The organism is Jeotgalicoccus psychrophilus DSM 19085, assembly GCF_000425845.1.
In the GTDB taxonomy this organism is placed as follows: domain Bacteria; phylum Bacillota; class Bacilli; order Staphylococcales; family Salinicoccaceae; genus Jeotgalicoccus; species Jeotgalicoccus psychrophilus.
Genome location: NZ_AUEF01000015.1, coordinates 44,191 through 62,479, shown reverse-complemented (window position 1 = coordinate 62,479; position 18,289 = coordinate 44,191). Strand labels below are relative to the sequence as shown.

At 42.5% G+C, this 18,289-nt stretch carries 21 protein-coding genes; 17 read left to right on the top strand and 4 right to left on the bottom strand.

What is annotated here, in order from left to right; translation table 11 throughout:
* Nucleotides 1-133: 133 nt before the first annotated feature.
* Nucleotides 134-1,060: a VOC family protein gene (locus H625_RS0106965; RefSeq protein WP_026859286.1), complete on the bottom strand. Its 927-nt coding sequence runs from the start codon at nt 1,058-1,060 to the stop codon at nt 134-136.
* Nucleotides 1,061-1,134: 74 nt separating this feature from the next.
* Between H625_RS0106965 and H625_RS0106960 the strand changes: the two genes are divergently transcribed.
* Nucleotides 1,135-1,773, top strand: coding sequence for an alpha/beta hydrolase (locus H625_RS0106960; protein ID WP_026859285.1), 639 nt, complete (start codon nt 1,135-1,137; stop codon nt 1,771-1,773).
* On the opposite strand, the gene H625_RS0106955 is transcribed toward H625_RS0106960, so the two are convergent.
* On the bottom strand, nt 1,768-2,619 hold the full coding sequence (locus H625_RS0106955; RefSeq protein WP_026859284.1) for a Cof-type HAD-IIB family hydrolase: 852 nt from the start codon (nt 2,617-2,619) through the stop codon (nt 1,768-1,770). The two genes, H625_RS0106960 and H625_RS0106955, sit on opposite strands and share 6 nt — an antisense overlap.
* Nucleotides 2,620-2,743: 124 nt before the next feature.
* On the opposite strand from H625_RS0106955, the gene H625_RS13985 reads away from it, so the two are divergent.
* From H625_RS13985 to H625_RS0106915, 8 genes are all read left to right on the top strand, one after another.
* Entirely contained in the window at nt 2,744-3,784 is a 1,041-nt protein-coding gene (locus H625_RS13985; RefSeq protein ID WP_026859283.1) for an SEC-C metal-binding domain-containing protein, read from the top strand.
* Between the two features lie 56 nt (nt 3,785-3,840).
* Nucleotides 3,841-4,389 (top strand): chromate transporter, encoded by a 549-nt coding sequence (locus tag H625_RS0106945; RefSeq protein ID WP_035785379.1) that lies wholly within the window; start codon nt 3,841-3,843, stop codon nt 4,387-4,389.
* Nucleotides 4,386-4,916, top strand: a complete 531-nt coding sequence (locus H625_RS0106940) for a chromate transporter (RefSeq protein ID WP_026859281.1) — start codon at nt 4,386-4,388, stop codon at nt 4,914-4,916. The genes H625_RS0106945 and H625_RS0106940 overlap by 4 nt, the downstream gene beginning before the upstream one ends.
* An 84-nt stretch (nt 4,917-5,000) precedes the next feature.
* Entirely contained in the window at nt 5,001-5,507 is a 507-nt protein-coding gene (locus H625_RS0106935; RefSeq protein WP_026859280.1) for a GNAT family N-acetyltransferase, read from the top strand.
* 72 nt (nt 5,508-5,579) lie between these two features.
* A complete protein-coding gene (locus H625_RS0106930) occupies nt 5,580-5,792 on the top strand; it encodes a hypothetical protein (RefSeq protein ID WP_026859279.1) in 213 nt (70 codons plus the stop codon).
* 51 nt (nt 5,793-5,843) lie between these two features.
* Nucleotides 5,844-6,188 carry a carboxymuconolactone decarboxylase family protein gene (locus H625_RS0106925; protein ID WP_035785370.1) on the top strand — a complete coding sequence of 115 codons (345 nt, stop codon included), beginning with the start codon at nt 5,844-5,846 and terminating at the stop codon, nt 6,186-6,188.
* A gap of 19 nt (nt 6,189-6,207) precedes the next feature.
* On the top strand, nt 6,208-6,624 hold the full coding sequence (locus tag H625_RS0106920; protein ID WP_026859277.1) for an OsmC family protein: 417 nt from the start codon (nt 6,208-6,210) through the stop codon (nt 6,622-6,624).
* Nucleotide 6,625: 1 nt separating this feature from the next.
* Entirely contained in the window at nt 6,626-7,333 is a 708-nt protein-coding gene (locus tag H625_RS0106915) for an ATP-binding cassette domain-containing protein (RefSeq protein ID WP_026859276.1), read from the top strand.
* Here the strand turns inward: H625_RS0106915 and coaW are convergent.
* Together coaW and H625_RS12745 are read right to left on the bottom strand one after the other, a co-directional pair.
* Nucleotides 7,326-8,120, bottom strand: a complete 795-nt coding sequence (gene coaW, locus H625_RS0106910; RefSeq protein ID WP_026859275.1) for a type II pantothenate kinase — start codon at nt 8,118-8,120, stop codon at nt 7,326-7,328. The two genes, H625_RS0106915 and coaW, sit on opposite strands and share 8 nt — an antisense overlap.
* A gap of 75 nt (nt 8,121-8,195) precedes the next feature.
* A complete protein-coding gene (locus H625_RS12745) occupies nt 8,196-9,779 on the bottom strand; it encodes a BCCT family transporter (protein WP_245573115.1) in 1,584 nt (527 codons plus the stop codon).
* Between the two features lie 165 nt (nt 9,780-9,944).
* On the opposite strand from H625_RS12745, the gene H625_RS0106900 reads away from it, so the two are divergent.
* The 8 genes from H625_RS0106900 (at nt 9,945) to H625_RS0106865 (ending at nt 18,281) form a co-directional block, all read left to right on the top strand.
* Complete coding sequence (locus H625_RS0106900; protein WP_245573114.1) at nt 9,945-10,775, top strand: GNAT family N-acetyltransferase; 831 nt, start codon at nt 9,945-9,947, stop codon at nt 10,773-10,775.
* A gap of 73 nt (nt 10,776-10,848) precedes the next feature.
* Nucleotides 10,849-11,355 (top strand): DNA-directed RNA polymerase subunit delta, encoded by a 507-nt coding sequence (gene rpoE, locus H625_RS0106895; RefSeq protein ID WP_026859273.1) that lies wholly within the window; start codon nt 10,849-10,851, stop codon nt 11,353-11,355.
* A gap of 130 nt (nt 11,356-11,485) precedes the next feature.
* A complete protein-coding gene (locus H625_RS0106890; RefSeq protein ID WP_026859272.1) occupies nt 11,486-13,102 on the top strand; it encodes a CTP synthase in 1,617 nt (538 codons plus the stop codon).
* A 234-nt stretch (nt 13,103-13,336) separates the two neighbouring features.
* Nucleotides 13,337-13,978, top strand: a complete 642-nt coding sequence (gene fsa, locus H625_RS0106885) for a fructose-6-phosphate aldolase (protein WP_026859271.1) — start codon at nt 13,337-13,339, stop codon at nt 13,976-13,978.
* A gap of 33 nt (nt 13,979-14,011) precedes the next feature.
* The gene (locus H625_RS0106880) at nt 14,012-15,277 is read left to right on the top strand and encodes a UDP-N-acetylglucosamine 1-carboxyvinyltransferase (RefSeq protein ID WP_026859270.1); all 1,266 of its coding nucleotides are present in this window, start codon (nt 14,012-14,014) and stop codon (nt 15,275-15,277) included.
* Between the two features lie 93 nt (nt 15,278-15,370).
* Entirely contained in the window at nt 15,371-16,336 is a 966-nt protein-coding gene (gene glpX, locus H625_RS0106875) for a class II fructose-bisphosphatase (RefSeq protein ID WP_026859269.1), read from the top strand.
* A 275-nt stretch (nt 16,337-16,611) separates the two neighbouring features.
* A complete protein-coding gene (gene rho / locus H625_RS0106870; RefSeq protein ID WP_425402154.1) occupies nt 16,612-17,904 on the top strand; it encodes a transcription termination factor Rho in 1,293 nt (430 codons plus the stop codon).
* Between the two features lie 116 nt (nt 17,905-18,020).
* Nucleotides 18,021-18,281 (top strand): type B 50S ribosomal protein L31, encoded by a 261-nt coding sequence (locus tag H625_RS0106865; RefSeq protein WP_026859267.1) that lies wholly within the window; start codon nt 18,021-18,023, stop codon nt 18,279-18,281.
* The last annotated feature ends 8 nt before the right edge of the window (nt 18,282-18,289 follow it).

Sequence of the window (18,289 nt, the reverse complement as noted above, 5' to 3'; positions counted from 1 at the left end):
TGGGACTGGCATGAACGAATCTCATGCGTATCCGAGTAGGCTGGGACTGGCATGAACGAATCTCATGTGTATCCGAGTTGTTTAGGACTGGCATGAGCGGACTTCATGCCAACCCCACTTACCAGCCATCCCCTCAACTCAGCGGATGCAGTCTCATTTCGATAAAGTCCCGGTCCTGCTCTAAAAATGGCGGCAGTGATAAGCTTTCACCTAAAGTTTCAAGGGGTTCATCGACTGTGAATCCGGGTGTGTCTGTCGAGATTTCGACTGTGATATTACCCACGGCACTGATGTACAGTGCTTTAAAGTAATGGCGGTCGACAACGCCTGAGTTTCGCCATTTTTCTCTGGTAACGCGTTCACCGATTACTTTCAGTGCTGCTTCGTCTTTGACGCGCAGTGAAAAGTGGTGCACGCTGCCGTAGCCCTGCTTTTCAACGTTCGTCGTGCGCGTTTCTACAACGAAAACAGAGTCATCGCCGAAACGGACGCGTGCCTGCTCTGCATTATCAATATCTCCGTCGTATTTTCCGCCGAGCAATTGTAAAAACTCCACCATCGGTTTTAAATACTGAACGGTTACCTCGACACCGAATATGCCGGTAACTGCATATTCAAGCGGTATACTTCCACCGCCTGCATAGGGTTCTGAGTCATTATATACGCTGTCTGCGAGGAGCGCGAAGCGCTGTCCTTCTTCGTCAGAGAATTTCATTATTGTTTCTCCGAAGTAATCGATGATGCCTTCATGATAAACACCTTGTTCTTCCATACGTGTTCTGAAGTATTCAATGGCTTCGACTGAAGGTACACGAAGAATAGTACGGGAGATGGAATTTGTTCCCGGCGTAAATTTCGGGGCCATGCCGATTTCAAAAAATGTGACATCGGTTCCCGGTGTTCCTTTATAATCGCTGTAAAATAGATGATACATATCCGGACTGTCCTGGTTGACTGTTTTCTTGACCAGTCTATGGCCGAGAAACTGTGTAAAGAAGTCGTGGTTTTCAATAATATCCTTTGTAATTGCCGATACATGATGAATGCCGTATGCGCTCACAGTGCATCCTCCTTTAATCTCTTTGATGTTATTATATAATACAAGTATACGTATCTCTATTAGGAGGACTTGTTATGAAACATTTATATATTAAATCAAGAAAAGAAGCAGCGGAAGAAACACTCATATTATTTCACGGCACCGGGGGCCGTGAAACCGATCTTTTGGACGTTGCAACGACAGTAAACAATGAAGCAAATATTTTAAGTTTCAGAGGAGACGTTGATGAGAACGGCCAGACGCGTTTCTTTAAACGTTTATCTTTAAAAACTTACGATGAACAGAGCTTAAAAGAAGAAGCTGACAAAATTTACGATGAGCTTAAAAAACTGAGCGCAGAGTACAATTTTGATTTGGCGAAAGCTGTAATTATCGGCTATTCCAACGGCGCGAATATCGCGGCATATCTAATGCTTAATTATGAACTCGGTGTGAAAGGTGCAATGCTGATGCACAGCGCGTACCGCAGCGAAACGATTGGCAAAGGGATGCTGTTTGATACGGAAGTGCTGCTGACTGCAGGAGCACAGGATACAACGGCAACAGCAGGTGAATCCTATACGCTTAAAAAAATGCTCGAAAATAAAGGGGCAAATGTCAGCGTGAAATTAACGGACGGCGGACATGAAATATCCCCTATGGAATTAATGGAAGGGCATGTCTGGTACATGCCGATCAAAAAATCCATAAGGGACGAGGATAAGTTACTATAAGTAATTTTTTCGTAAATACTGTTCCAGGCCATCTTCATCACAGCTGAATTCAGTAACATCATCAGCTATCTGTTTAACCTCTTCATTGCCGTTTTGCATCGCCGTTGATTTCCCGGCAATTTTAAACATTGGAATGTCGTTCATTGAATCACCGAATGCATGAACATCGTCTATAGAAATGTTCATTTTCTCAAGCAGTGTTAAAAGACCGGTACCTTTGTCCGTGCCGTAAACCATAATTTCAGAGTTGTGGTTAGATGTACGGTATATCTGATAGCCGGCATCAGTTGTAAATTCTTTATTCAGCAGTGTGAACCAGCGTTCAAGTTTTTCTTTATTATTGCTGAAAAAGTAAAATTTTATAATATCTGACCGGTCAATGCCATCTTCATCGATCCACTGTTCTGTACTATTCAGCGTACTTGCAGTGCCAATATTTTCATATTCGAGCACAGTCGTATCAGGCGTTTGTGTCAAATCATTTAAAGAATAATCGCGGTCTGTATTAAATGTATACGGGCCGCCATGAGTGCCCGTTGTAATCTCGTAGTAAATTTCATTCTCACGGACTTTTGACAGTACAAAGTCAATCTGTTCTTTAGTAAATGCAGTCCGTGCGAGGAGCGTGTCACCATGATGTACAGTCATGCCGCTGGCACCGACATAACCGTCAGCAGGTACGTCATGCGGCACCTTTTTATGTATCATCTGCAAAGAACGTCCGGTTGCGATAATGATTTTAATACCTTTATCGTGAACAGCCTTTAAAGTCTGTACGAGAGAGTCGGGAAATTCACCGGCATTATTTAAAACTGTACCATCTAAATCGAGAGCAATTGCCTTCATAATTTATAAAAGCTCCTATCTTCAGTTAATATTTTTGATGTCTGGATACTGCCTAAATTTTAGCATATTTCATCATGTATGATAAAATTACATTACCAACAGTTCAGTAAAGGAGTCGTTAAAGATGACAAACACTGCAGCTTATTTAAAAAAGTATGATCTGGAAGACCTTCATCAGCTCGCGGTTAATACCGGAGTGACAAATGAAAAGGCACTCGATAAAGACGGATTAATAGAAGAAATCTCAGAAAATCTGCTGAATGATGATGTAATTAAGTATGCATTTCTGTACAGCGATGATGCAGCACTTTCGAGCTGGGAACAGGGAGCATTGGACGAAGAGTACGCCCGGAACCTCAGCCTGACAGATGTTTACGGATTATATATAATGGGCCACGCCTATGAATCACTTAATGAAGAAGACAGCTTTTTTATTATCGATGAAGTGCTCGAAAAATTTGATACAGTAAATACTGAAGAAAACCGGGAAGCGCGTACAGCGGTCCAGCGTCAGCTGAACTTAATACGTTCTGCACTGCATCTGTACGGCGTTGTTGAATTTAAACAGATTGTTCATTTATTTAAAAAATATTACGGGATGGACGTCACGATTGAAGAAGTCGTGGACCTGGTCAACCGTTCGCCTTACGTTATTACGATTAACGATAAGAACAAAGAATTTATTATCGATGATATGACGAATGAGCAATATGAGATTATCCGGAATACCCAGCAGAAATATAAATATTACGAGCCTGAATTCGGCAAGTTTATAAAATTCAGCAATCCGGGTTATATCGATGAATCAGCTGCTCATGAGTCTTTAAAAAAATGGGTGTCAGAACATCTGAATACGGACGTCGCGTCCGATTATGAATTGTATCTGCACGTACTCCGCATGATTATCAGCGGACGTAAGCGTGAAGATATTTCCGGGGAAATAAAAAATCTCGGTTATACGTTCCAGTCAGAAACAGAAGAAAATCAAGTTTTTGAAATGATTCGTGATGTTGTTAAACAGACACGGCACTTCCAGTACCGCGGAAAAAGCGAAGCGGATATCGGGCAGAAAACTATTGTTAAAGAAGTTAAGGTTGGCCGCAACGATCCATGTCCATGCGGCAGCGGCAAAAAATATAAAAAGTGCTGCGGCAAAGCAGTATAGCAAGAAGTGGCTGGTATAACTACCATCCACTTTTTACATAGCGGGAGATGGGTATCATGCATTTTAAAATATTTATGGTGTTTTTCAGAGTGGGGATACTCGGTTTCGGCGGCGGTCCGTCATCGATTCCGCTCGTTAAAATAGAAGTCGTCGATAAATACGGCTGGATGACCAATGAAGACTTCCAGGATACGCTGGCGATTGCGAACGTCCTCCCCGGACCGATTATTACAAAACTCGCGGGGCATATTGGCTATCAGCTGAAAGGATGGACCGGCATTATTAATGCACTCATCGCGATTATCTTACCTACTGCAGTCTTAATGACAGTACTGCTCACACTATTTTCAGAGTTTAAGGACCTGGCCTGGGTGCAGGGCATGAGCGCAGGCGTCGTGCCTGTTGTACTTGTAATGCTGGCGGTCCTCACTGTCGAATTTATGAAAACAGCAAAAAATGCTTCAACATGGAAATTTTTAATTCCATTTACACTTGGTATGCTCGTTGTGCTTGAAGTACTGAACATTCACCCGGCGATAGTAATCGGTATTATTATAGTGTTCAGCCTGCTTCAGAAAAGCGGCAGAAAAGCAGGTGTCTCATGATTTATTTAGAAATATTCTTAGCATTTTTAATACCCGGCATACTCGGCTACGGCGGCGGACCGTCATCAATACCGCTCGTTGAACGTGAAGTCGTCGGTACATATGAGTGGATGACCACGGCTGAATTTGCGGAAGTGCTGGCCCTCGGCAATGCGCTGCCGGGACCGATTCTAACCAAGATGGGTGCATATATCGGCTATGAAGCGGGCGGAGTGTTTGGGAGTATCGTGGCAATATCAGCAAGTGTGCTGCCGTCGCTTCTGTTAATGATATTCTTAGCGTCCATACTGTATAAGCTGAAGGGCACGAACAAGTTCAAGACGCTGACGTTATTAATACGGCCGGTCATTGCAATTCTGCTCGGCGTTATCGTTGTAGACTTTCTGTTCAGCTCACTGGAAGTATCAGGAACATTCCATACAGTCTTTTTAATCGGCCTGTCATATGTACTGCTGCAGGTTGTTAAAATTCATCCTGCACTTGTTATTGTCATCGGACTGGTTTACGGCGCGGTGTTTATCAGGTGAGTAAGCACAAAATTTAAAACAGCTTTCTGAATGTACTATACTTGTGAAGAGTAAACAGTCAATCCAGAAAGGAAGTTAGCACAAATGGCATATGAAATTCGTAAAATGGAAGTACAGGATGCTGCCAGTATTATTGAACATAAAAAACTTGTGACAGCAGAAAATCCGGATACGCTGGCGACGGCGATTGAAAACAAAACAATTACAATCGAAGAGGAAGAAGCAACGATAAAATCACTTGGTCCGAATGATCTGGGGATTGTTGCAGTCGATGGGAATACAGTTATCGGCATGCTGAACCTGCGTCAGGATCACCGGAAGAAGTTCGAGCATATCGGACAGTTCGGAATCAGTCTCCAAAGAGCATATACCGGCTCAGGTACAGGTACGAAAATGGTGGATCAGGCGATAGATTTTGCACGGAATAATGAAAAAATCGAAAAAGTAATTTTAACAGTCTTTGCAAATAATCCAGGTGCGATTAAGCTGTATAAAAGACTCGGCTTTGAAGAAGAAGCGACATTAAAAAATCAGGTGAAATTAACGGATGGCTATACAGATTTAGTCTATATGGCGAACTTTTTAAAATAATGAACATTCTGTTTAATTAAAGTGATATTATAACGTTAAGAATGACTATAATTTTAAAAATCAGGTGATTAAATGAAAGTTGTCCAGCTACTGACGTACGCGCTGCTCTTAACGTTGTTCACAGCAGGTATCATCTTCTCGACGATGGCATCTTATACGGAAGCTTCACCGCTGTCCTACACAGTAATCGGGATTTTTATGACAGTTTTATTTATCGTGTATACAGCTGTCTTAATTAAATACCGGGAGAGAAGAATCGAAAATGGTAAAGAGAATCGCGCCTAAGCGGTTCTTTTTGTATTTTAAATAAAATATATTGAAGGATGGTGTGTTTAAATGGGAAACTTTGAAGAAATTAATAAGAGAGCACAAAAAAATACGGGGCGTATCCAGGAAGAGCAGCCTGATTTTATGAGAGCATTTAAAAAACTTCAGCAGGAAGGCTACAAAGCGAATGCGCTGGATGAAAAAACGAAAGAATATGTAGCACTCACATACGCGATTGCGGATAAATGCGAGGGCTGCATCGGAAACCATGTGAATAAACTCGTTAAACTTGGTGCAACGCGTGAAGAAATAAGTGATATCGTTGCGGTAACAATCGTTATGGGCGGCGGACCAGCAAGTGTCTACGGCGGTAAAGCACTGGAAGCATTTGATGAAGCAGTGGAAACAAAATAATTTAAACGGGGGAATCAGCATGAAAGTTAACTTAAAGTGGCAGGAGAAGTTAAAATTTGAATCGACAGGCGAAACGACGGGACATACAGTAGCAATGGATGCGAATGAAGCTGCGGGCGGGGATGCGTCAGCGCCGTCACCGATGGAAATGGTGCTTCACGGTGCTGCAGGCTGTATGGCAATCGATATGGGCGTTATTTTAAGACATCATATGGAAAAAGTGACGAAGCTTGAAATTGAAGCGGACGGAGAACGTGCAGAAACAGAACCGAAATATTATAAACACATCACGATGAATATTATAATTGATGGAGATATCACAGCAAAACAGGCGCAGCGAGCAGCAGATTTGTCAAAAGATAAATACTGCTCTGCGGTCCATTCACTCGTTGCAGATGTCGACTTAAAAGTAATATTAAACGGCGCAGCGCTATAATATGTTCCATATAAAAAAGCTTGGTATCTATTACGGCAGCTTCAGCGCCGCAGCAGAAAATGTTGAATTTGAACCGGGCATCCACGTGCTGCTTGGTGAAAACGGCAGCGGGAAAAGTTCTGTATTGACCGGTATTACCGGCTACAATCCACATGTAATTACAGTCCGTGAATTAGAGCTGAATAATGAGCTGATCGACAAGACAGCAGATTATATCAGCTACTTGCCCCAGCAGAATGTACCGTTTCAAATTACTGTTGGAGATTTTATTAAAATGACTGCACAAACAAGACCGTCTCAAAAAGACGTCCGGCAGACACTACAGAAATTCGGCTTGGAAAAGTTTCAATATTCGTCTGCCGACAGTTTAAGCGGCGGTGAATTTAAGCGTGCTTTATGTGCGCAGCTTCATCTGGAAAATAAGCAGGTAATGATGTTTGATGAAATCGAACAGGGGCTGGATATTAACTATCAGCATCTGGTAATGAAGTGGCTTAAAGACATAAGCCGGTATAAAGTCATTATTATAGCTATGCATGATTTAAATCTCGCACTCCGTTACGCAGATACAGTAACATGTATGAAAAAAGGCACCTTAACCGAAGTTAAAGTGCCTGTTAAAGAAGTAACTGAGAGAATGCTTACCGGTACTTTTTCACGTGAAATGAAAATTATTCATTACGAGGGTAAAGTAATCGCGGTCAGCTGATTGCACCAAGTGCACCGCTGTATTCGCCATTTGGCACGACGAAAGCCCGGGCATTTTTCAATTCGCTGTATCTGTAAATAATATCGGTCATGACTTTATTATCCAGTAAAGTCGAACCGATGAATACCATATCTTTCGTCTCGAATGCATCGGCTAAATTAATTGCCATTGCAGTGACAGTCTCTGCCACGAGCCCGATGACAGCAATCAGCTGATCTTCGGTCGAGGCAGTTTTTTGTGCGTTCAAAATATGTCCAAAGTTGCTCGCCGTTAAGTCACCGGGAATCGGTGACGGTCTGCCATTATAAATATGGTGAACTTTTAAATCAACATTGTCACGGATGCCGTCTTTTGCACGTTCAATTATCGTGTCAAAATCTCCGATGCCGGTAAGCAGGTAGCTTAAACCGATCATCGTGCCGCCGCCGACTCCGGAACCGCCGACCCGTTTTTGTGAATTTTGTGTAGCCTGATGGAAACTCGTTCCGGTGCCTACGTTTAAATAAACATAACGGTCGAGGTCCATATCCGCTTCTTTTAAAAGCTGGGTCAGACCGCGGAATGTTGCATCAAATTCTATCGAAGCAGTCGTATCAAAATTCAATTTCTCCTGAATGTACTCAGCTTTTCCTCCGGTTAAATAAACATCATCAGCAGCGTGTTTACTGTTCAGCATATTAATGACCTGGTCGATTTCTGCAGCAGGATACTTTTTGAAGGTTCTGCTGAGATCACTTAATAATACAACTTTAATTAGTGTACCGCCGGCGTCGATTCCTATCTTCATATCTTTACTCCTCACAAATGCGAAATTAAACAGCGCTCAAGATTATTGAGCGCTGTTCTAATCATTACTTCTATTTTAATACTTTTTACGTCGTTGTCTACGTTTCATTGCTTCGTTCGGTTCTCTTCTAAGTCCTTTCGAGACGGATGCGATCATCATTATGAGAATAATGGCGAACGGCAGACCGGCGAGCAGCGAAGCTGCCTGAAGACTTGTGAGACCGCCTGCAAGAATTAATGCGATTGTTAAGATACCAAGAAGAAGTCCCCAGAGTATTTTCAGTCCGGTAGGCGGATTATCCGTATTACCGATACTCATTCCTGCAACGATAAATGTTGCTGAGTCAGCTGATGTTACAAGGAATGTGAAGATCAGTATAATCGCGATTGCTGAGGTCAGCCATGAAAACGGCAGAGTCTCGAACAATGCGAACAGCGCCTGTGTCTGGTCATCTAAGACGATTTCCCCGATATTTGTGTTGTTAAATAAATCCGAATAAATCGCTGTGCCCCCGAGTGCACCGACCCACAGAAAGGACAGCATAGGCGGAACGATTAAAATACCCATAACGTATTCACGGATACTGCGTCCGCGGGATACACGCGCAACGAATGAACCGATGAACGGGCTCCAGGCGATTACCCATGCCCAATAGAATACTGTCCAATCCTGAACCCAGGCTTCGCCTGAATAAGGCTGCAGGCGTAATGAGTAGCCGACGAAATTCGTCAGGTAGTCACCGAGGCCGACAATAATTGTTTCCATAATAAATGTAAAAGGACCAACGGCCATAATAAACACCGTTATTACCAATGCAAGAATCATGTTTAAGCTGCTGAGAAATTTCATCCCGCGCTTAAGTCCTGTAATTGTTGAGAAAATAAATAATCCTGTCATTAATGCAGTTAGAATAATTTGCGTTAACGGACCGGATGGTATGCCGAAAGCGATATCGAGACCGCCGTCCATCTGCATAATTCCTAAACCTACTGACGTTGACATACCTGTAATCGTTGCAATGATTGCAAGGATGTCGATTGCTTTTCTGGCATTCTGATTATACTCGAGACCAAATAGAGGCTCGAGAGCTGTTGATACTAATCCATCGCGGTTTTTACGGAATTGGAAATATCCAATTGCAAGACCTGCGACACCGAAGATTGACCACTGTGAAATACCCCAGTGGAAATAAGTATATCCCATTGCGATTCTGGCAGCTTCTGCTGATTCAATAGGGCCGCCGAGGAATGGTGATTTCATATAGTGTTCCATCGGTTCAGCGACACCATAGAAAACTAATCCGACACCTAAACCACTTGAGAATAACATTCCGATCCATGACCAGAATGAAAATTCAGGTTTAGAATTATCGCCGCCGAGTTTAACACGGCCGTAAGGCGAAAGTGCCAGGAATAATAGAAATACTCCAAATCCAAATACTACCAGCAGGAAAAACCAGCTGAAGTACTGTGAAACTGCTGCATAGATATTTTCTGAAGCAGCCTGGAACTGGTCCGGGATAATCATTGCAATTGCGGAAACAACTAAAATTATCGCAGTTGATACCCAGAAAACAGTGCCGAGCTGCCTCATATTAAATTTCTCCGGCTTTTCCGGATCTGTACTTTGCTTTGACGTAGTGCTGTCATCATTCGTCAAGTGAGTTCCTCCTAAATTGATATTAGTTCCTTACCTATTACCCATACAATACCAACAAAAAACGCTGAAATAATGAAAGTTGTAATGTAATGTCTAAATTGTCACTATAGGGGGTATGGAACTATAATAGCAAACTATAAAAAGATGTCAAAAAAGGGGTTAAACATGGATATTAAGATTAGAGAGTTTACAGAGGCGGACAGAGAACACCTGAAGAATTACATATTGAGCGAAAGACAGCGGGTATATTCGAGCATGCCGCTTGAAGTGCTTGATGATGCGCTTAAAGACAAGAACCGTACTGCCAATGTTGTCGTTACGGACCTGGGAGAGGTCATAGGATTTTTCGTGCTGCATAAGCATTATCAGCACGAAGGCTATGATACGCCTCACGAAGTCGTGTACGTGCGCTCTTTATCGATTAATGAAAAATATCAGGGGAACGGTTACGGTACAGCGGTTGCACAAAATCTGCCGGTGTACGTACAGGAGAATTTTTCAGCATTCGATCATTTATATTTAGTTGTGGATGGTGAGAATACGGGAGCGTGGAATTTATATGAACGTGCAGGATTCCTGCATCTGGCGACGAAAGAAGAGGGGCCAATCGGCAAAGAACGGCTCTATTATCTGGATTTAAACCGCAGCTATGTGCCGAATTTAAGACTGGAGCTCGATGAAGAGACGCTAAGACCTGGAGTTAAATTGATACTTAAGCGGGATGACAGGGAAGCCGGGTATATCGAAGCGGAACTTGAAGAAGGTGTACTGGATATTAAACATATATACGTAGAGGAAGCAGACCGTGAAGAAGGGGTGGCGGAAAGCGCGATGCGTCAGTTTGCAACAGTGGTCAGACGGAAGATTAATGAGGTGCATACTGCAACGGTTACAGTGTCGGATCCGGCGTTTTTAAGTCTGTTTACAAATGCGGGATTTGTCCTGATTGATGACCCGGAAAATACAAACCGTTATGTTAAATTAGTAAGATATTAATATAAAGCTTGAAACATCTGACAAATATTTGTATTATATCCTAAGGTATTTACATCTTGAAAGGATGACGTAAATGAGACTGGACAGCTATACAAAAGAAATGATGGACGAATATTCGTTTATAGATATGTCGCACATATATTTAGAAGATAAAGGCAAAGAAACAAATCTTTATGAAATGACTGATAAATTTAAAGAGATCGGCAATTACACTGAAGGTGAAATTGAAAACCGTATTTTACAATTCTATACGGACTTAAACACTGATGGACGTTTCCTCAGCACAGATGACGGCGTGTGGGGTCTCCGCGAGTGGTATGCAGTAGATGATATCAGCGATAAGATTGCACCGACAATTCACAAAATTGAGGCCGCAGCTGAGGAAGAATATATCGAAGAAGAAGTCGATGCAGACTTCCCGGGTGCGAAAGAGTTAGGCGAAGACCAGGAAGAAATCGATGAGACACTTCACGGTGAAGAAGAAGAAGAAATTGCCAGCAAAGATGCTGACGAAGAAATCGAGTTTGAAGAAAAAGAAAAACTCGAAGATGATTACGATGATGAAGCAGATGCATACTAATTTTTAATTGACTTTTTGTTTTAAAGTGATAGTATTTTATTTGGGCTCCCTAAAACAGGGACTAGTAAACGAGCTCCTTTTCACGCAGGTGAAAGGGAGCTATTTTTATTTTATACAGGAGGATACTTACATGACAAAATTTATCTTTGTAACAGGTGGCGTAGTGTCATCATTAGGTAAAGGAATTACAGCTGCATCTCTCGGCAGATTATTAAAAGACAGAGGATTTAACATTACAATTCAGAAATTTGATCCGTACTTAAACGTTGACCCGGGTACGATGAGCCCTTATCAGCACGGTGAAGTGTTTGTTACTGAAGACGGCGCGGAAACGGACTTGGACTTAGGACACTACGAGCGTTTTATAGATATCAATGTAAGTAAATATTCAAACGTTACTGCTGGGAAAGTATACTCCGAGGTGATTAGGAAAGAACGCCGCGGTGACTATCTCGGCGGAACTGTGCAGGTTATTCCGCACATTACCAATGAAATTAAATCACGTATTAAAAAAGCGGGTGAATCTTCAAAAGCTGATATCGTAATTACTGAAATCGGCGGTACAGCAGGTGATATTGAATCACTGCCGTTTATCGAATCAATCCGCCAGTTAAGAAGCGACCTTGGTAAAGAAAATGTAATGTTCATTCACTGTACGCTTCTGCCGTATATTAAAGCTGCCGGTGAAATGAAAACTAAACCGACACAGCACAGTGTTAAAGAGCTTAGAGGACTTGGAATTCAGCCGGATATGATTGTTGTGCGTTCTGAATTTCCGATGACAGAAGATCTGCGCGATAAGATTGCACTGTTCTGTGATATCGACGAGAAGAGTGTTATTAACGCAAAAGATGAAGAGACAATTTACGAACTTGTAATGTCACTTCAGGCACAGGATATGGATGATTTAGTACTTGAAAACCTGAATATCGAAGCAACGGGTGAAGCACAGCTTGATGACTGGAAACACCTTCTCGATAACTTAAGCAAAATCGATAAAACGATTAAAATCGGTTTAGTCGGTAAATACGTGGAGCTTCAGGATGCTTACCTGTCAGTTGCTGAATCACTTCGCCACGCAGGTTATGAAGTACACGCTGACATCGATATTCACTGGATTAATTCACAGGATGTTACACCTCAGAACTATAAAGAAATTTTAAGTGAAGTTGACGGTATCGTTGTGCCTGGAGGATTTGGCGACCGCGGCATCGAAGGTAAAATCCTGACATTAAACTATGCACGTGAAGAAAAAGTGCCGGTACTTGGGATTTGCCTCGGTATGCAGCTTGCAACAGTTGAATTTGCACGTAACGTTGCCGGTTTAACAGGTGCGAACTCATCTGAACTTGATGAGCATACACCGCATGCGATTATCGATTTAATGCCGGATCAGAAAGATGTTGTTGATCTTGGCGGAACGCTGCGTCTTGGCAGCTTCCCATGTGTTATTAAAGAAGGTACGAAAGCACGCGAACTGTATCAGGTGAACGAAGTGGATGAACGCCACCGTCACCGTTTCGAGTTTAATAATGCATATAAAGAACAGCTTGAAGAAGCGGGCATGATTTTCAGCGGAACATCACCTGATGGCCGTCTTGTGGAAATGGTCGAACTTAAAGATCACCCTTACTATGTGGGTGTTCAGTTCCACCCTGAATTCCAATCGCGTCCAACACGTCCGCATCCGTTATTCAGCGGTTTAATTAAAGCGAGCCTGAATATGGATTTAGAAGAAGAAAAATAATAAATTTTATAAAAAATGAAGTGAAAAATTAATCAGCCGGAGGAAATCCGGCTGATTTTTTAGTCGCAACGAGTTAAATTATTATTTCTTTGACTGTTTCTAAAGCTTGTCACGACAGCTGATACAGCAATTATTAAAGAATTTTAATGAACTGTTAATGGTAAAGCATTGTCAGTTTGAGAAGCTTTAATTTATAATGATAGTAATATCACATTATTGGAGGACGAAAACAAGATGAAATACTTTATAGATACAGCAAATATGGACGAAATTAAAGAAATCCACGAGTGGGGCGTACTGAGCGGTGTAACAACAAACCCGTCATTAGTAGCTAAAGAGAAAGATATTTCATTCCACGATAGACTTGTTGAAATTTGCGAACTTGTCGGCGGACCTGTCAGCGGGGAAGTTATCTCGCTTGACGCTAAAGGCATGATCGAAGAAGGACGTGAACTTGCGAAACTTCACGAGCATATTATTGTTAAAATACCGATGACAGCTGACGGTATGAAAGCAGTCAGCGTACTTGCTTCTGAAGGCATTAAAACAAACGTTACTTTAGTATTCAACACAGTGCAGGCATTGACAGCAGCACGCGCGGGCGCAACTTATGTGTCGCCGTTTATCGGTCGTCTTGACGATATTGGTCTGGACGGACTGCAGTTAATTGAAGATATCGCAGCGATTTTCGCAATTCACGATATCGATACTGAAATTATCGCAGCATCAATCCGTAATCCGGGTCATATGCACGGCGCAGCAATTCGCGGTGCTGACATTGCAACGATTCCTTATAAAGTAATTAAGACATTAACAGACCACCCTTTAACTGATAAAGGAATCGAACAATTCTTAAACGACTGGAACAATAAGTAGTCTCCACATAATTAAATGACAAGGAGCTTTTATATGGCTGAAGATGTAATTAAAGTCCGGGGCGGTAATTCATTGACGGGGCAAGTTGATATCAGCGGGGCTAAAAACAGTGCGGTTGCACTGATTCCAGCGTCGCTCATGGCTTCTTCCGGTACAGTTAGACTGGAGGGGCTGCCTGAAATCAGTGACGTTAAAACGCTGATGAGTCTTTTAAATGACCTGAATATTAAAACGGAATTATCAGGGACGACACTGGAAGTCAATGCTGAAGAAGCAGTGAATATGCCGCTTCCGAACAACAAAGTACAATCCTTACGCGCTTCATATTATATGATGGGTGCGATGCTCTCGCGCTTTAAGAAATGTGTTATCGGACTGCCGGGCGGCTGTCCGCTTGGCCCGAGACCGATCGATCAGCACATTAAAGGATTTGAAGCACTTGGCGCTAAAGTAACAAACGAGCACGGCGCGATGTATCTGACGGCAGAGAAACTGACAGGCGCAAAAATATTTTTCGATGTTGTATCAGTTGGTGCAACGATTAATATGATGCTTGCAGCGAGCTGTGCAGAAGGGCGCACGGTTTTAGAAAACGTGGCGAAAGAACCTGAAATCGTCGACGTGGCATCACTGCTTAATAACATGGGTGCAAATATTAAAGGTGCAGGTACGGATACAATTCGTATCGAAGGCGTAGAATCGCTGCACGGTACGACTCACAATATTATTCCTGACCGTATTGAAGCCGGTACTTATATGATTGTCGGTGCAGTTGCCGGAAAGAATTATAGAGTGAATAATATTATCCCGACGCATATGGAATCACTGTCGGCAAAACTGGAAGAAATGGGTGTTGAACTGGACATCGGCGACGACTATGTCGTAATTAACAAGCCTGAGAAATTTAATGCTGTGTCGATAAAAACCCAAGTGTATCCGGGCTTTGCAACGGATTTGCAGCAGCCGATAACACCGCTTATGTTTTTAGCTGATGGTGTCAGTAAAATTACTGAAACCATTTATCCGGCAAGATTCAGACATGTTGATGAATTGTCCCGCATGAGTGCTCATATTGAGAAGAAAAGCGGCAGTGCACTGATTTATCCGTCACAGCTTAAAGGTGCGGAAGTGTATGCAAGCGACCTCCGTGCAGGCGCATGTCTGTTAATTTCAGGCCTCATTGCTGACGGCGTAACGACAATTCATAACGTTAATCATATCGATAGAGGATATTCAGATATCGTTAAAAAACTGTCAGCGCTCGGTGCGGATATTTGGCGTGACACTTTAGAAGATTAAGGATGAGAAGACTGGAATTCATAAGGATTTCAGTCTTTTTTCTGTGTTATAATAGTTTAGGAAAATCAGCACGGATATTAGGGGGAGACAGTTTTGGAAAGAGGATTATCGATGGAGCTCGTAAGAGTGACAGAAGCAGCCGCACTTGCCAGTGCAGCATGGACAGGGAAAGGTCTGAAGAATGAAGCGGATGATGCGGCGACAGAAGCAATGCGCCGTCTGTTTGAAACGATTCCGATGACAGGTAAAGTTGTAATCGGTGAAGGCGAGATTGATGAAGCACCAATGCTTTATATCGGGGAAGAACTCGGAACGAAAGACGGTCCGGAACTCGATATTGCGGTCGATCCGCTGGAAGGCACAACGACTGTCGCAGAAGGCACTTTAGGAGCAATGACAGTACTCGCGGTTGCTGATAAAGGCAATCTTCTGCACGCTCCTGACATGTATATGCAGAAACTCGCAGTCGGACCGGACTGCCGTGGTTTTATCGATATTGATATGTCTGTGGAAGAAAATATCCGTGCAGTAGCAAAAGCGAAAAACAAAAATGTTGAAGACGTCACAGTAACAATTATTAAACGCGAACGCAGCAAAGAGATTATTGATCAGGTCCGTACACTCGGTGCACGAATTATTATGTTTGATAACGGTGACGTCGGTGCGGCAATTAATACTTGTTTTGACTGGACTGGAATCGATATTTTAATGGGCGTCGGCGGTGCACCTGAAGGTGTTATTGCAGCAGCTGGAATTAAGGCGCTTGAAGGAGACTTCCAGGGGCGTCTCTTGCCGAGAGATGATGAGGAATATGCACGCTGCGTAGAGATGGGTGTCAACCCGGATAAAAAACTCGGACTTGAAGATTTAGTCAGCGGTGACGATGCAATCTTTGCAGCAACAGCAGTGACTGACGGTGAACTGATGAAAGGCGTCCAGTTTAAAAGCGGCTTTGCTGAAACATCATCTGTCGTAATGCGCGCTAAGTCAGGAACTGTTCGATTTGTGAACAGCCGTCACAGCATGAAGAAGAAACCGAATATGATTGTGGATAAGTAATTAAATGTTCTGGAGTGCGCCGCCGGGAACCGACGGTGGCACGTTCAGGTTCATCCTGGCAGTTTTTTCTTTGACATCGGCTGTGCTCCGGATGTAATATATATATGCCTTTCAAAAAAACTTCAGCATTGTACTCCAAATGAAGGATTCAACCCGCAGCTCCAGCGCAATTTCTAAATTTAATCCAAAAATATACAAAACGATATACGAACATAAATTTATAAAATCAGTATTAGGAAGTGTAAATATTGTCTGAGAAATCAAAGACACAGGATATGAAATATGAAACATTCGATGCTTTGTATAAAAATAATACGACTAAAGCATTAACTGAACGTGCAAAAAGTTTACGGTTATCGAACTACAGCAAATTAAATAAAAAAGAATTAGTTCTTGCAATTTTAGAAGCTGAAATGGAAAAAGACGGTAACTATTACATGGAGGGTATTCTCGATGATATTCAGCAGGACGGCTACGGTTTCCTCCGTACGGTAAACTATTCAAAAGGTGAGAAAGATATTTATATATCTGCATCGCAGATTCGCCGTTTTGAACTGAAAAAAGGTGATAAGGTTACCGGTAAAGTCCGCAAACCTAAGGAAAATGAGAAGTATTACGGTCTTCTCCAGGTTGATTTTATTAACGACCATAATGCTGAAGAAGTGAAGAAACGCCCGCATTTCCAGGCACTGACGCCTTTATATCCGGATGAGCGTATCCGACTTGAGAACGAGCCGGCTGATATGTCGACGCGTATTATGGACCTTGTGACACCGATTGGTTTCGGTCAGCGCGGAATGATTGTTGCGCCGCCTAAAGCGGGTAAAACATCGCTGTTAAAAGAAATTGCTCAGGCAATTACGACGAATCATCCGAATGTGAAACTCTTTATCCTCCTAATCGGCGAACGTCCGGAAGAGGTTACGGATCTGGAACGTTCAGTTGAAAATGCTGATGTTGTGCATTCAACTTTTGATGAGCCGCCTCAGCACCATGTTAAAGTTGCAGAATTATTATTGGAACGTGCGAAACGCCTCGTTGAAATGGGCGAGGATGTTATCATTTTAATGGACTCAATTACGCGTCTGGCACGGGCTTACAACTTAGTGATTCCGGCATCCGGCCGTACATTATCGGGTGGTCTTGATCCTGCGAGTTTACACCGTCCGAAACATTTCTTCGGTGCAGCACGTAATATCGAAGCAGGCGGCAGCCTGACGATTCTGTCGACTGCACTTGTTGATACAGGCAGCCGTATGGACGATGTTATTTACGAAGAGTTTAAAGGTACGGGGAACATGGAACTTCACCTCGACCGTAATTTAAGTGAACGCCGTATTTATCCGGCAATCGATATCAGACGTTCGAGCACGCGTAAAGAAGAGCTGCTGCTCGATAAAAAAGAGCTTGAGATTTTATGGCAGTTGAGAAATCTGTTTAAGGATTCCTCCGACTTTACAGAGCGTTTCCTCCGGATTTTAAAAACAACGAAGACGAACGAAGAGTTTTTCGATGTACTGAGAGACCGTATGGTCAGCTCTCAGAAGACAGGAAAACCGGTTATATAAATTTTCGTGCGGATATTGATTTTTACAGTCTCAGCATGTATAATGGCAAAGTAATGCGTGGTGATAGCCACAAATAACTCTGTTCCAGATGGTCCAGGGCAAAGGAGCTGACAATTATGAAACAAGGAATTCATCCTGAATACAAAAAAGTAATCTTTTTAGATTCAACTACAGAATTTAAATTCTTAAGTGGATCTACACGTACTTCTTCTGAAACTATGGAGTGGGAAGATGGTAACGAGTACCCGGTTATTCGTTTAGATATATCTTCAGATTCACACCCGTTCTACACAGGACGTCAGAAGTTCGCATCTGCAGATGGCCGTGTTGAGAAATTCAACAAAAAATTCGGTCTTAAATCAAGCAACCAAGAATAACAAAATTT